This window comes from Flavobacterium hydrophilum (assembly GCF_003202405.1).
GTDB lineage: Bacteria > Bacteroidota > Bacteroidia > Flavobacteriales > Flavobacteriaceae > Flavobacterium > Flavobacterium hydrophilum.
Genome location: NZ_QJHL01000001.1, coordinates 312,382 through 327,361 on the forward strand (window position 1 = coordinate 312,382; position 14,980 = coordinate 327,361).

The window sequence follows — 14,980 nt, forward strand, 5'->3', positions numbered from 1 at the left end:
TTAAGCTTAACGTGGATAAACTTACAAAAAAAAGATATAGGATTTGATGAAAAAATATCACCCAAAAGTGTAATTGATTGATATAGTGTTCTCAGAATACATTTGAAGTGTTAACTAAAAACATTAGAAATCATGAAAACAATTAATTTAAAAGTTAGAATTAGTGGTGGATTAGCACCCGATTCAATTAGAGTTGAAATCAAAAACATGGATACTCGTAAAGAAATTGAGTATGAATCTCCAACTTCTTTTAATCAAGATTTTAATATAGAAAGCGGTCGATATACCCTTCAACTATTTGGAATGAACTCTATAAATGGAAAGACAGAAATTGAGGTATTGGGTAGTTTTACCAGAGGACCATTTCATAATGCAAAAAGAGTGACAACGAAGCCATTCATTACGGAATTATTTTATTTCGAAATTTAAATAAACAGATCATGAAAAAATATTTTATAAGCTTGCTACTTTTAATGTCTGTCCATGTTGTGTTAGCGCAAGACAAAGAAGTACAAAAATTCAGAGAAGCTACAGATGATTCAAAATCAGGAAATTACAAAGAGGTTTTGTCTAATTTATTTCAATTAGGAACTAGTAATTTAACAGGTCCAAACAAAAGTGTCGAATTTAATTCTACCTTATACGGTATTAAATCTATTTTTTGCGAGAATATCACGACAGATAAAGTTTTTTCTGAACAGAAATTTTCAAGAAATTTAGAGTTCAATACGAAGCTTAATTTTGATGAACAATTTAAGTATAAAGGATTTTCTGGCGGAATTACTTACGCTTTAATTAATCAGAGAGATAAAGATGTTGCCAATTTCAAAGATACAGATCTATACAAAAATTTACAATTTTTAGATAATGAATTATCTGAAATACAGTTTGGTTTTGTTGAGCAATTAACTAAAACAGATGACAAGGAGTTAAGTGCAAAAATAGAAGCGATAAATTTAGCAACCTCTATACTTATAAATAAAGAATTTGATAAAATAGATGAATTAAGTAAATCAAATATTTATTTTGATAAAATCATTACTGAGTTTGAAAACCGAAACAAATCGATAAAATTGGTAGATCATATTACGAAAATTCATGAATTAAGAGACAAAGAATATTCAGATCTTGAGAAAAAAGCATTATGGACGGTTTCTTTAAATGGAACTACTAACGATAAGGGAAATAATAAGAAACTTACTTTCGGGACTGTTTTTTTACAGGGTTTTAAGCACCTGGAATTAGATATTAGATCAAATTTAATTTACTCCGACACTTTAATAGAGAAGAGTGTTCAAAGATTAGAATCGCGAAATTCTGCTGGTCTTAACTATAAAATGTTTAAAAGAAATGATCAAAGTGTATTTGAAATAAAATTATATATGGAGTATAATTCGATTTTGAAAAATCAATTAGCTGATGAAAAAAAGAATACCTTTTTAGCAAGTTCCGATTTCAGACTTCGTGTAACCAAAGATATTTGGGTTCCTTTAACGATCAAGTATGATATTGAGAAATCTAATTTTCTTGGTTTTTTGAATATTACTTATAATTTTGGAAAAGAGGACGAAGATAAACTCGTCTTAAATGAATAAATCTTATAGTTTTTCATTGGCTAAACCACTGCTGCGCAAAATAATTGCGCAGCAGTGGTTTTATTTTGAAACTTCAAATTCAAATCACGTATTATTACCTGTTCTCAAACATTCCCGATTAATTACATTTGAAACCAGCCATGAAAGAAAAAATACTCCAAAAATTAAAACAAATAGAACTCGAAAAAGAAGTAGAAATACTCTTTGCCGTAGAATCAGGAAGCCGTGCCTGGGGATTTGCTTCTCCCGACAGCGACTACGATATTCGTTTTATCTACAAGCACAAACCCGAGTATTATTTGTCACTTTGGGAACAACCAGACGTAATTGAATTCATGACCGAAGACGATCTTGACGGTTCCGGCTGGGATTTACGGAAAGCCATAAAATTATTAGCGAAATCTAATGCACCTTTGATTGAGTGGTTGTTCTCGCCAATCGTATATTATGCAAATGATAATTTTGCAAAACAAATGCAGGAGATAGCCACGGAATGTTTTTCGCCAATAGCGGTTTTGCACCATTATTTAGGAACGACAAAAAATTTCATGGGAGTCTGCGAAATGGAAGAAGTAAAACTAAAAAGTTATTTCTACGCCTTACGCACCGCTTTAGCCGGAAAATGGATTATAGAAAACAATACCTTTCCGCCCGTAGCTTTTGCTGATTTGTTGCCAATTGCACCGAAAAACATACAAGAAAAAATACTGGAATTACAACAAATAAAAGCTACTCAGAACGAAAAATACTTACATTCAAAAGAAACTTTAATAACTGATTTTTTACTGAAAACGGTACAATTTAATCAGGAAAATGCGAGTAAGTTGGGAAGCAGGAAGAAGATGGCTGAGGAGTTGGATTTGTTTTTTAGGGGTATGATAAAATAAATAATTATGAGTACAGATGCTACACCGAGTTGGTCAGGATATATCTTTCAGGGAGAAGTCGCTTTATGTAAAGCAATAGAAAAAATTAATGAATTAGGTGATAATATACCTAATAATTGTTGCTTAAAACTAGAAGCAGATGAAGATTTCTCTTTGTTAATTAACAACATTTTAGAAGTTTTTCAAGTAAAAGCTTATTTAACTAATGATGCAAATAGAATTAGTAAGTATAAAAACGTAATTGAAGAGTTAATCAATAAATATTATTATTCAATAGATATTATTCCAGATCCCTTAGATGGGAGAAAAAGAACAACTACATATTCGATATATAAAAGAGATATACCAATTAAATGCAATTTGATAACAGATAAAACAATCATTGATTATAATATTAATTTGACAGATTTTCATTCAAGATTCAGTTGTGTCGACTTAGAATATTTTGATTTACAACATGGAATTTATACTCTTGAAAATATTACTAAAAAAACTGATGTTGCTTTAAAAGTATTATTTCCGGATTTAAATGACAGTGATATTGAGCTAAAAAGAAACTTTTGCAATTATAAAATATTATCAGCTATTAAAGAAAGGCATAGAACAGGAACTGTTAAATCTTTTCCTTTAAATGAAATAAAAGAGTGGATTTTAGATTCTGACATAGCTTTTAATGAAGAAATAGCTTGGTATGAAATAAATAAAATATTTCTTGAAGCTATAACTGAAGGGTTAGAAGAATATGATTTGGAAAGCCCTGAAGATTTATCAGTGTATAATAAAATACAATCTTTTGTTTTTGAAGTAGAACAGCTAGAATTTAACGAAATAATAAAGTTGATAGATTACTATTTAACACCACATAAAAAAATTGACAAAAACAATTTGAGAAATTCTTTTGCCAATTATATTGATCAGCCAACAATTAGAAATGTAATTCTTAGAGCTATTAAGGAAATAAACGAGAATCCAAGTTTTAATTCATTGCAATATTACATAAATGGGCAAAGAAATCAATTATTAATCCATAACAATGAGTATGATATGAATGATAATGCAGAAAAAAGATTATTTCAAAAACATTGCGAGACTATATTTAACCAACCTAATTCTAAAGATATAGATTGCTTTGTTACGAGAGGATTAAGTGCAAATTTAGATGAAATAAAATCGAGATTATATCCAATAATAAATTCAGATCTTGAAGATGATTATTTTGAGTTTATAAATATTAATGAATTTGTAAATAAGTTAAAACAATGATTAGTTTAATAGAAAATATTATTGAACAAAGTGAATTATCACTAATTAATATTAAAAAATTCAAATTTGCTTATTTTAAAGATAGAGATGATTTTTTTATTATTTATAACGCAGATAAAGAAACACTTTTAAAGGAAAATAATAATACAATTTCGGATTTAGAATTCTTAATTAATGCATTAATTGTAGATTTTAAAAATGAATCAGAGGTTACAGGTTTTAAAGAAAGATTTTTAGATGAAAATTTGTCATTTATTTTGTTATTAAATATTGGAAATGAAGAAGATGAAAACTTCACAAAAGAACTTCACAAAGTTGAAGAAAATTATAGAGTTGCTAAAAAATATATTTTACCCTATAAAAATAATGATTTTAGGGTTTTAGAAGAAAAAATATCAATTTCTGAAAATATCATTCACGAATTAAATAGAATTGCTATAGAGTATAGTAATTTACTAAACAATAAGAATGAAACTTGGTATAGGCTTTTAATGAGTTTGTTTATTAAAGTTCCTTTTCTCAATTATGTGCCTTTGGGAAATAATCAGCAATTAAGAAATATTAAGAATGAGATTGATAATGTTTTGAATGAACCTCAAAAATTATTTACGGATAAAATTTTAAACGATTATATTGAAAATTCAAATATTGAAGAATTTTTGCTAACTAACAATTTATTTATAGATGAAACAGATGAATAGATATAAAATTAGTCGGTTGAAAATTAAAAACTTCAAATGCATTAGTGAAGCTGAGTTTGATTTTGAATCAAATAATTTAATTGTTTTTGATGGGCCAAATGGATATGGTAAAACTACAGTTTTTGAAGCAATTGAAATATTGTTTACAGAATGGCCAAGAAGGTTTAGAGAAGTAAAATTAGATGCAAGATATACCTTTTTTGATAGTCCAATACATAAAAATAATGATTCAAAAATTGAATTAGAATTAATTTTAAATGATGGTATTGATATACACTCAATTAAAAGAATTTTTCCAAAAAATAATGGAAAATCTAAGCTTAATAATATAAGTCAAATTTTTAGAGATTCAGTACTACTTATAGACGATGCAGTTTCAGAATACAAAGATTTAGAAACAGTAATTGACTATCCAAATTTATATAAACTTTATTCTGTTTTAAATTATGTTGAACAAGACGAAAATACTTATTTTCTAAAAAAAGATCCTAAGGATAGATATGATTCTTTTCTTGAATCTCTGCTAGGAGGAGAAGATGAGAAAAGTGAATTAGTAAAAATCAAATTATTTAATAGTGAAGTCTATAAAAAGAGGGAGGAATATAAAGCAAGGATTGATGAAATTAAGAATTCAAATAATGATTTTTCTGGGCTAGATATTAATTTAAATTATAAGAAATTAATAGAAAATAAGGATTTTGATTGGGATAAAAATGAAGTTAAAAATACAGTTTTAGATGTTAAAAATTCATATTTAAATGAATTAGAAAAAATAAGCTATCTTTTTAAAAACAAGTCTCTACTTAGAGATGTTGAATTAATTAGCAAATTAAACAGTTACTCGAATTTTTCATTTGCAGAGGAGTTTTCAAAAAATTATTGGAGTATAACCAATTTTCAATTCCTTGAAGATGAATACTCATTAAGGAATAAGAATGATAGACAAATTAATGAAAATAAATTAAAGCTAGAAGATATTGAAAAACAAATATTTAAAAATTTAAGTATTGAATCTTTTAAAGATTTTTTAGAAAAAAAAGAAGGTTTAAAAATTGATATAAATAGTTATTTTATAAAAATTAAACTGGTAATAAACTTACTTGATAGTTTATCTATTCAAAATACTGTTTTATCAAATTTTAAAGTTAGAAGACAAGAATTAATTGATTTTAGTAAGGAACATAAAAAGCATATACATTTAAGTGATAGTGAATGTCCAACTTGTGGATTTGATTGGCAAACAAATGAAGAATTAATTAAACAAATAACCAATACTGAAGAGAAAATATTTAAAGATTATTTAATAAATAATAAAACTCTTGAAGAACAAAAAGAGTTTCTTAAAAAAGAATTTTTAGAACCAATTAAATCATTTTTACAAAAAGAAAATGAATCTTTAGAAGATGAAAATAAAAAATTTATTGAAAATACTGAATTCCAACAACTAAAAGAAAGATTTGAAAAACTTAAAAGTAAGTTTGACCATTTTTTAGAGCTATTTGAAGAAACTAAAAAAGATGAATTGATTAGTATAGTTAACAAAAGAGTTGTTGAAAATATTGAAGAAAAAACACAATCCATTTATGATCTTATAAATAATTATAAACCTAAAATTTCAGAAGAAATTGAGATTGATAATGTTCTAAATGATTTTCAAAATTATTTCGATAAATCATTAGATTTATTAGAAGTGATTTCAAATGAAGAAATTACTAATAAAAAAAGATATATTGAATTAGAATACTCAAAAGCAATTAATTCCGAATTACAAAGTTTTAAAGAAAAAAATGATAAACTGAAAGTTGTTGAAAAAAAATTAAATAAAATAATTGGTGTTTATGAAAAAAAAATAAAAGATTACACCGAAGAAATTATTAATAAAATAAGTATTCCTTTTCATATTTATACTGGTAAAATATTGCAGAATCATAGTTTAGGTTCTGGTTTGTGCATTAATTTTGAAACAGAAAAACAAAAACAAGTTTATATTAGACCAACATATAAAGACCAAGAAGTTGCTTATTTATTAAGTTCGGGTCAGTTATCTGCAACAGTTATTTCATTAATGTTAGTTTTAAATAAAGTATTCAATCAATCTAAATTAGGAACTATATTAATTGATGATCCATTACAAACTTTAGATGAGATTAACACTCATTCATTGGTTGAATTACTTAAATATAACTTTAGTGATCAACAGCTAATTCTTTCAACTCATGAAGAAAGATATTCAAAATTTATTCGTTATAAATATGAAAAATTTGGTTTAACTGGAAAAGCAATTAATATGAAAAATGAAATTTAAATGACCATCCAAACCCTAAAATCCCAAAACCTAATCCTCTTCGAAGTCATTTCGGGGAGTAAATCTTTTGGGTTAAATACACCAACATCAGATACCGATATCAAAGGCGTTTATTATCTACCAAAAGAAAAATTCTTTGGGTTGGATTATATTCCGCAGATCAGTAATGAAACCAATGATGAGGTGTATTACGAAATTGGTCGTTTTGTAGAATTACTGCTCAAAAACAATCCTAATATTCTCGAAATTCTCGCTTCGCCAGAAGATTGTATTTTGTACAAACATCCGTTAATGGAGCATTTGCAACTGGAAGATTTTCTGTCCAAACTCTGCAAAGATTCTTTTGCCGGTTATGCCGTAACGCAAATCAAAAAGGCGAGAGGTTTAAACAAGAAAATCGTAAATCCGCTGCCAAAGGAAAAGAAAAGCCTTTTGGATTTTTGTTATGTTTTAGAAGATTATAAAACCGTTTCGGTATTAGAATTTCTGACGGAAAATGATTTAAAGCAGGAACAAATTGGTTTAGTCGATCTTCCAAATTCAAAAGGAATGTTTGCAATGTTTTACGATTCCGGGAAAACATTGGGTTATAAAGGCATTATTCAAAAAGAAAACTCAAATGAAGTTTCGCTTTCATCGATTCCAAAAGGGGAAAAACTAATTGGTTATTTGTCGTGCAATCAGGACGGGTATTCCAAATACTGCAAAGAATACACCGAATACTGGAACTGGATCGAAAAACGCAACGAAGACCGCTACAACACCAACCAGCAGCACGGAAAAAATTACGACAGTAAAAATATGATGCACACCATCAGGCTTTTGCAAACCGCAGAACAAATTCTTTCGACGGGAAAATTAAATATCAGGGTTTCAAACCGCGATGAACTGCTGGACATCAAAGCCGGAAACAGAGAATACGATGATTTACTGGAAATGGCAGATAATCTAATTGCTTCAATTGAAAATCATTATACAACATCAACGCTTCCTGAAAAACCGGATGAAGAAAAAGCTATTCAGAATTTGATCAAAATTAGAGAAGAGTTATATTCGTAATAACAGCAGCCAAAGAGGTAAATATCTTAATATTAAAATCTTTATATTTGCATTATAAATTTCATGAAACATGAACTACAAAATATCATTTCAGGAAAGGGCCAGGTTAGGCATGGAGATACTATCCAAACAATCTCCAACTACCTTAGAAAAAGCAAGAGCCCAAGCGGAACGTTTGAGTCAGGCAAGCAAATCAAAAGAGAAGAAACAGCGTTAATAAAACAATTCTGTAATCGAAATAGCTTCTGGATTACTTCGATAAATATCAATGCTTTCATTTCTTCGGGAGCTGAGCAAAAAGTTTATCTTCAAAACAAGCTTAAAGTTGTTAAGTTAAATGATAGTATTTATTACGAATGCTGGGAAGATTATTTAAATAATTTATTGCTAAATAATTATTTTTTCCCCGATACCGCATATCAATTAATCGGTTTTTATGAACATGCTGATATACTTTTTGCAGTAGTTGAACAGAAATTTGTTGAATCTGATTGTGATACAGAATTAGAAAATGTAAAACATTTTTTGACTTCAAATGGCTTTGTCAACACTAGAAATAATGATTATTTTAATCCTGAATTAGGTATTATTCTTGAAGATTTGCATGATGAAAATGTTTTGACTTTTAAGCAAGGTTTATTTTTTATCGACACCGTTTTCTACATCACAGAGCAGTTTTACAAACCGTGAACATCCCTCAATAATAAATTCCCAATAAAAACCCAAACCCTGCCAATACCAATTGGCGGGGTATTTTTTTGGAATCAAAGACTACTTTTATAGTCAGGTTGTAAGCATTATTTTTAACATTAAAATAAGGTTATCTCAGTATAATCCTATTTTTTAATTTAGTATTTTACATCTTTCAAAATAAAAGCCGGTATTAATGAATATAAGCATCTCAGTTAAACAATTAGGAAAAAAACATCCGCTCCTGCAGGAAAAAAGTATAGCGCTGGCAATAGAAAATCCTGTAATTACCACACAACAACTCATAGAATCGATTGTAGATCATCAGGTACAATTATTCCATGAGTCTTCATTTGAGTTTGAAGACGAAGACAAAATCCATCTTCCAAAAGAAAATTACCTTCCCATCTTAACTGATACGGGAAAAGCAGGTTTCGGGGCAATTTACAACCACAACAAAGTCAATCTGGCAAAAGCACAGGAAACAGCGATTCAGGCTTTCGAAGACGGTTTATATGCTGTTTTCTATGGTGACGATCAACTGGAAACCCTAACGGAACAAATTGATTTGTCTCAAAATAAAGCGATTACGTTTATCAGGCTGACGTTTTTGGCTGGAAGCTATTTTTACTTGTAAAAGGTTATTTGTAAAATGTAAAAAGTTATTTGTAAGTCGTAATAAGTAAAACATAAAACATTTTGTAAACTCGATTTAAACAATCTACTTCACATATCTCACATTTTACATTTGACACAAAACAAACCACATTTCACATCTAACATCTAACATTTCACTTTTCACAAAAAAAATAAAAATATATGACAATAGAAGATCTTTTAAAAAGTAAAGTAATTGAAAATCCAATTAAGAGATTTAAAAAAGAACTGGAAGAAATCGTAAACAGCAGTCTGCTTTCGAAGTTGCTTTCAAAAACAAAACTGAAAAAAGAAGTGGCGGAGTTCGGTCTCGAACTGCTGAAACTTAAGGACAATTATTACAGTAATTATATTTCTTTAGGATCAAAAGAAGCCGAAAAGTTTGCTGCTTTGATACAAGAGAATTTGTGGGAAGACAAAAAATACTACGATTTACTGCTTTATTTTTTTGGTGAAGAAAACGCTGCTTATGTAAAAGAAGCCTGGAACAGATTGCCGCAAAAAATGTATCAGGATGGGTATACAAGACGTTCTTTTAGAGCGCCTAACCATAAAAATTATTTGTTGGTTAATCAGGTCAATTTTCTACGCTCTTTATTAAACGGACCGAGTAAATACAATTATCAGGACAGCACTACTTTTTATTATGATTTGAGTATCGAAGATGAAATTCGTTATGATACGGAGATTTCAAATTCGGTTAATAAGTTCATGGTTTGGTCGGCAGCGCTGGATGCTGGTAAAGAAGGTCTTTTTCAATTATTCGAAGACATAATCTTCAATAAAGAGCCACACGGAAAAGTGTCCAGAAATATCATCAAAGCCCTTTTAAACAGCGAAAAGCAGGAAAACTGGGAATTGGTAGAAAAATTATTGCTTGCTGCACAGCGTCAGGAAGGCTTGCGTCAGACGGTTTTAGAAGCCTTAGACGAAACGAGTATCGGAGCTTTGAAATACATGATTAAAGTGCTGATAGATAATAAGCTGACCCGTTTTTCATCGGTTGTGAGAGCAATTGATACGTGGACAGGTTTAGGCTGGGAATCTGAAAAAGAAACTACGGTTCGAAACATTATCGAATTGGCTCATGGATATTTTACCAATCCGGAAACGATTCCGAATGGTGTAAAAAGCAAAAATAATAACGAAGTGTATATGGCACTTTGGGTTCAGGGCGTTTTTGATGTAGAGAAAACAGTTCCGTATCTGAATGAATTACTACAAAACGGTACGGTTGAAAAGAAATCGCTGGCACTGAAATTTGCCGGAGAAACTAATGATCCGTATATCGAAATGCCGCTGTATTTTAAAGCATTAGAAGATGATAACCTACAGGTTTTGGCATTTGCAGTTCCAAGAATGAATGCTTTGCTGGAAGCGAACACAAAATCGAAGTTTTATATCGAAAATACAGATTATCCGAATTTCTTCGATAAAGTGTATCATCTTGCGCAAACTATTACCGAAAAAGAAAAAACGTTTGAAGGGAAAGTTTTTTCGTGGCTGAATATCAAGTTCGAAAGAGATACGCTTTTCTCCTCAGCTATTAATTTGGTGGGCGATAACAACGAAAGATTAGAAACGGTTTTAAATCATTTTGAAGGCTTTTCAATCCACTTAAGAGAAAACCTGACCAGAAATTTATTAGGCAGTTTTTACAGTTATTCTTTCAACAGCCATCAAAACAATAGAGATAAAAAAGAACCAACCGATTTTCAGAGGAGTTTTGCGCTGCGAATTCTAAAGGACAGAGGGGAATCTCTTGTGGCTTCGGCGGTTAATGTTTTGAATAATCTGAGTTTAACGGAAGAGGAATTAGCCGGTTTTCAGGAATTGTTTAAACGTAAAAATTCGAATTTAAAGAAGAATTTAACGGCAATTCTGATAAAGCAGGAAGATCAAAAAGTGATCAATTTTGTTCATCAGACTTTAGAAAAAGGCGATTTAGAACAGCGTATGTCGGTTTTGGATTTGATGCTCCAGCTTCAGAAAAATAACAAACTGACAGACAAAGTAAACGACTGGGTAAAAGAATATCAGCAAAGACCGAAAATTACCGAGAAAGAAACCAAATTTATCGAGCAATTAGAACCTTCTAAAAAGAAAGATCTTTTAAGTGCAGAAAATGGTTATGGGTTTTTTACGCCAAATGAATTTTCTCCCTACGAACTGCCAAAACCAAAAACAGATTCTTTGTATGCTAAATCAGTAAAAGCAGAACAATACGGTTTCTCCAAATCGATGTCGCATATTAAAACTGAGATTGCGAAGCTTTATAAATTGTATGAAGCGAACAGAAACTACGAATATGAAATTGAGAACTACGATAACAGCAAAACTACGGTTTTACTAGGTAATACCTTTAGAGAAATAAAATATCTGAAAGACGAAAAAGACCAGGAAGTAGCTGCAACCAATTATCCGTTGTATGAGGTTTGGGCGGACTGGTTTGAAAATTCAGGTTTAGCCGAAAGAGATTTGTTTTTAATGACGCTGGTAAGCAATTGTGATCGAAAAATCTGGAGGGATTTTCTGGAAAAACATGTTTTTTATTATAAAGAATTATTGCCGCACCAAAACAAAAGAGGTTACGATTGGGACAATGCTATTTTGCAGATTTTAAATGCTTTACAATTAAAATATTCCTTTGAAGAAAAAGCCGATTTCCTAATCGACGCCTGCAGTACTTTGTATGCTGATCTTCCGAAATCGGTAATCGAGTTTGAGTACAAACCTGCTAAAGACGAATATTACTACAATAATAACAACGGGAACGGCTGGCAGAGTCAGGGCTTTTTTGATATCTACCTGAACAAAATCGATTTACTTGATTTAACAGAAGAACAAAATACTAAAGTGTGGAATCTGCACAGGTGGAGACAATTAAACGGTTTAGAAAAAAACAGGCCTTTTGCCAAACCACCAATTCATTTGTATTGTGTTGCATTTGAGCAAAAATTAATTACCGAAGGAGAATTGTACGAAGGAATTTTAGAAAGCGAAAGAATTTCTGTTTTAACAGGCGAAGGCAAACATTACAGACATTTTGGAAGTGAAGATTTAGCGAAGAGATTTCCATTTTTGGTTCCGATGATCAATAAAATCAGGGAAACATTTTTGGATGTTGAGGTAAAAAGAGGCGATTCTAATACTTCGGTAACACATTTGGTGCAGAGTTTCCAGAAGATTTTTGGCGCCAACCGTTTGGTCGAACTAATTACAGCACTCGGAAAAGCAAGTTTGTACAAAGGTTATATCTATTCGTGGGGTTATACCGATTTAACGAAACAGAAATTATTCAGTTTCTTATTGAAAAGATGTTATCCGTTGGAGACCGATACGCAGGAAAGTTTTAACGCTTTAATTAAAAAAGCCAAAATCTCTGAAGAAAGACTCATTCAGACTGCGATTTACGCGCCACAATGGCAAAAGTTTATCAGCAGTTATTTAGACTGGAAGGGTCTGGATGAAGGAATCTGGTGGTTTCATGCGCACACCAAAACAGCGTCTTACAGTGCTACTAATTCAGAACTGGAAAGTGAAGCAGCAAGATTTTCGACTTTAGATTTACAGGATTTTAAAGATGGTGCTGTAGATAAAGACTGGTTTACATCGGCTTACAAAAAATTAGGAAGAGCAAAATGGGAACTTTTATACGAATCTGCCAAATACGTAACAGACGGAAATGGTCACAGACGTGCGAGATTGTATGCTGATACGATTACGGGAGATTTGAAAATCAGGGAAGTGACGGCCAAAGTAAAAGACAAACGCGATCAGGATTATTTAAGAGTTTACGGATTAGTTCCTTTGAGTAAGGCAAGTCCGGAAAAAGATATTTTGGCGCGTTACGAATATTTACAGCAGTTTAAAAAAGAAAGCAAAGAATTTGGTTCGATGAAGCAGGCGAGTGAAGCTTTGGCCATTCGTGTAGCTTTAGAAAATTTAGCGAGAAATGCCGGTTACCCGGATCCGGTTCGTCTGACCTGGGCAATGGAAACGAAGCAAGTTCAGAATATCTTATCAAAAGAAACTGAAGTGGTTTTAGATGATGTCACAATTAGTTTGGTCATTAACAAAGAAGGAAAAGCTGATTTGGTTACGTATAAAGGTGGGAAAGAATTAAAATCAATTCCGCCGAAATATAAAAAAGACAAAGACATTCTGGAATTAACGAATTATAGAAAAACCATGCGCGAGCAATGGACACGTTCCAGAAAAGGTTTGGAAGAAAGTATGATTCGTGGTGACGAGTTTTTATTCGCAGAAATGCAGAATCTTTTTGAACATCCAATTATTTCGAAACATTTAGAAAAATTAGTTTTTATTTCAAACGATGATCAAATTGGTTTTTATGTTGATGGAAGTTTGGTAACTGGTTTAGGAGAAATGATTTCATTAAATGAAAAGCAGACTTTTAGAATTGCACACTGTTTTGATTTGCATAAAAATAACGTTTGGACAGATTATCAGAAATATTGTTTTGATACTAAATTACAACAGCCATTTAAGCAGGTTTTCAGGGAATTGTATGTTCCAACTCCAGACGAATTGAAAGAGAAATCAATTTCAAGACGTTACGCAGGACATCAGGTTCAGCCGAATCAAACTTTAGCTTTGTTGAAAACAAGAGGCTGGAAAGTAGATTACGAAGAAGGCTTGCAGAAAGTTTTCCATAAAGAAGGTTATCAGGTAAAAATGTATGCCATGGCAGATTGGTTTTCGCCAGCAGATGTTGAGAGTCCAACTTTAGAAACAATCGAATTTCATTCTTTAAAAGATTATAAAAACATTGCTTTTGAAGATATCAATTCGAGGATTTTTTCAGAAGTAATGCGAGATATCGATTTGGTTGTAAGTGTCGCTCATGTTGGAGGAGTTGATCCTGAAGCAAGTCATTCTTCTATCGAAATGAGAGGTGTTTTATTGAGAGAAACACTTCGACTGTTTAAAGTGAAAAATGTTGAAGTCAAAGAAAACCACGCTATCATAAAAGGAAAAATGGCGGATTACAGTGTACATTTAGGCAGTGCGGTGGTGCATCAGCTTCCAGGTAAATATTTATCGATCCTGCCAATTCATTCGCAGCACAGAGGGCGTTTATTCCTTCCATTTGCAGATGATGATCCGAAATCGGCTGAAGTAATGTCAAAAGTTTTATTATTTGCGAAAGATAATGAAATTCAGGACCCAACTATTTTACGTCAGATTGATAAAACCTATGCTTAGTAGCAGTTCATTTTTGAAATTGAATTTTAAAATTTTTATCAAATTTTGTTAAATTAAGAAAGAAAGACCTACTTTTGCGCTTAAATAAAACAAAAGAAATACATATGAAACTTTCAGTAGCACAAAATTTTGACCATTTAGCAGGATATCTTCCGGCTGGAGAATCAGGATGTAATATGTATTTTTATGAAATTGAAATGTAAATTTTAGAGTTAAAACTCAACATAAAATATAAAAAGCGTCCACAAAGCAGGGCGCTTTTTTTGTTTTTCGACATTTAGATTTCGATATATAGAATCAAAAAGCATTTAGATTTTGCTTAGTATGATACAAAAATGATTAAAAATAACGCTTAACTAAAAATAAACTAAAAAATAAAAGACCAAATGTTTAATGCATAACCTAAATATTGAAATATAATCTTGAAAAGTAATCTAATGAGAGACAGTCATTTGATACAAAAAGGGATCTGCACCAGTATGCGGACAGGATTTTTATTTTTAAAATTTAAAATATAAGTCATTGATAATCAATGAAATAATTTAAAAAAATAATTTGGATAATTGATTTTTTCGACTTTATCTTTGCCGAAGA

At 30.7% G+C, this 14,980-nt stretch carries 10 protein-coding genes; all 10 read left to right on the forward strand.

Features of this window, described 5'->3' with window-relative positions:
• The first annotated feature begins 132 nt into the window (after nucleotides 1–132).
• Nucleotides 133–429 carry a hypothetical protein gene (locus DMB68_RS01450; RefSeq protein WP_110344904.1) on the forward strand — a complete coding sequence of 99 codons (297 nt, stop codon included), beginning with the start codon at nucleotides 133–135 and terminating at the stop codon, nucleotides 427–429.
• Between the two features lie 11 nt (nucleotides 430–440).
• Complete coding sequence (locus tag DMB68_RS01455) at nucleotides 441–1,595, forward strand: hypothetical protein (protein ID WP_124019379.1); 1,155 nt, start codon at nucleotides 441–443, stop codon at nucleotides 1,593–1,595.
• Nucleotides 1,596–1,735: 140 nt separating this feature from the next.
• Nucleotides 1,736–2,482: a nucleotidyltransferase domain-containing protein gene (locus DMB68_RS01460; RefSeq protein WP_110344906.1), complete on the forward strand. Its 747-nt coding sequence runs from the start codon at nucleotides 1,736–1,738 to the stop codon at nucleotides 2,480–2,482.
• Between the two features lie 6 nt (nucleotides 2,483–2,488).
• Nucleotides 2,489–3,745 carry an ABC-three component system protein gene (locus DMB68_RS01465; RefSeq protein WP_110344907.1) on the forward strand — a complete coding sequence of 419 codons (1,257 nt, stop codon included), beginning with the start codon at nucleotides 2,489–2,491 and terminating at the stop codon, nucleotides 3,743–3,745.
• Nucleotides 3,742–4,446 (forward strand): ABC-three component system middle component 1, encoded by a 705-nt coding sequence (locus DMB68_RS01470; protein WP_110344908.1) that lies wholly within the window; start codon nucleotides 3,742–3,744, stop codon nucleotides 4,444–4,446. The genes DMB68_RS01465 and DMB68_RS01470 overlap by 4 nt, the downstream gene beginning before the upstream one ends.
• Complete coding sequence (locus DMB68_RS01475; protein ID WP_165830072.1) at nucleotides 4,439–6,751, forward strand: AAA family ATPase; 2,313 nt, start codon at nucleotides 4,439–4,441, stop codon at nucleotides 6,749–6,751. The genes DMB68_RS01470 and DMB68_RS01475 overlap by 8 nt, the downstream gene beginning before the upstream one ends.
• Complete coding sequence (locus DMB68_RS01480; protein WP_110344910.1) at nucleotides 6,752–7,810, forward strand: nucleotidyltransferase domain-containing protein; 1,059 nt, start codon at nucleotides 6,752–6,754, stop codon at nucleotides 7,808–7,810.
• 63 nt (nucleotides 7,811–7,873) lie between these two features.
• Nucleotides 7,874–8,500 (forward strand): putative polyvalent protein kinase domain-containing protein, encoded by a 627-nt coding sequence (locus tag DMB68_RS01485; RefSeq protein ID WP_110344911.1) that lies wholly within the window; start codon nucleotides 7,874–7,876, stop codon nucleotides 8,498–8,500.
• A gap of 196 nt (nucleotides 8,501–8,696) precedes the next feature.
• Nucleotides 8,697–9,137, forward strand: coding sequence for a hypothetical protein (locus DMB68_RS01490; protein WP_110344912.1), 441 nt, complete (start codon nucleotides 8,697–8,699; stop codon nucleotides 9,135–9,137).
• Nucleotides 9,138–9,319: 182 nt separating this feature from the next.
• Entirely contained in the window at nucleotides 9,320–14,386 is a 5,067-nt protein-coding gene (locus DMB68_RS01495; RefSeq protein ID WP_110344913.1) for a DUF4132 domain-containing protein, read from the forward strand.
• Nucleotides 14,387–14,980 lie beyond the last annotated feature (594 nt).

Excerpts from the sequence above, each read along its gene's own strand:
- DMB68_RS01475 (WP_165830072.1), top strand. The coding sequence starts at position 4,439 with ATGAATAGATATAAAATTAGTCGGTTGAAAATTAAAAACTTCAAATGC.
- DMB68_RS01495 (WP_110344913.1), top strand. The coding sequence starts at position 9,320 with ATGACAATAGAAGATCTTTTAAAAAGTAAAGTAATTGAAAATCCAATT.
- DMB68_RS01480 (WP_110344910.1), top strand. The coding sequence starts at position 6,752 with ATGACCATCCAAACCCTAAAATCCCAAAACCTAATCCTCTTCGAAGTC.
- DMB68_RS01455 (WP_124019379.1), top strand. The coding sequence starts at position 441 with ATGAAAAAATATTTTATAAGCTTGCTACTTTTAATGTCTGTCCATGTT.
- DMB68_RS01470 (WP_110344908.1), top strand. The coding sequence starts at position 3,742 with ATGATTAGTTTAATAGAAAATATTATTGAACAAAGTGAATTATCACTA.
- DMB68_RS01450 (WP_110344904.1), top strand. The coding sequence starts at position 133 with ATGAAAACAATTAATTTAAAAGTTAGAATTAGTGGTGGATTAGCACCC.
- DMB68_RS01460 (WP_110344906.1), top strand. The coding sequence starts at position 1,736 with ATGAAAGAAAAAATACTCCAAAAATTAAAACAAATAGAACTCGAAAAA.
- DMB68_RS01490 (WP_110344912.1), top strand. The coding sequence starts at position 8,697 with ATGAATATAAGCATCTCAGTTAAACAATTAGGAAAAAAACATCCGCTC.
- DMB68_RS01465 (WP_110344907.1), top strand. The coding sequence starts at position 2,489 with ATGAGTACAGATGCTACACCGAGTTGGTCAGGATATATCTTTCAGGGA.
- DMB68_RS01485 (WP_110344911.1), top strand. The coding sequence starts at position 7,874 with ATGAAACATGAACTACAAAATATCATTTCAGGAAAGGGCCAGGTTAGG.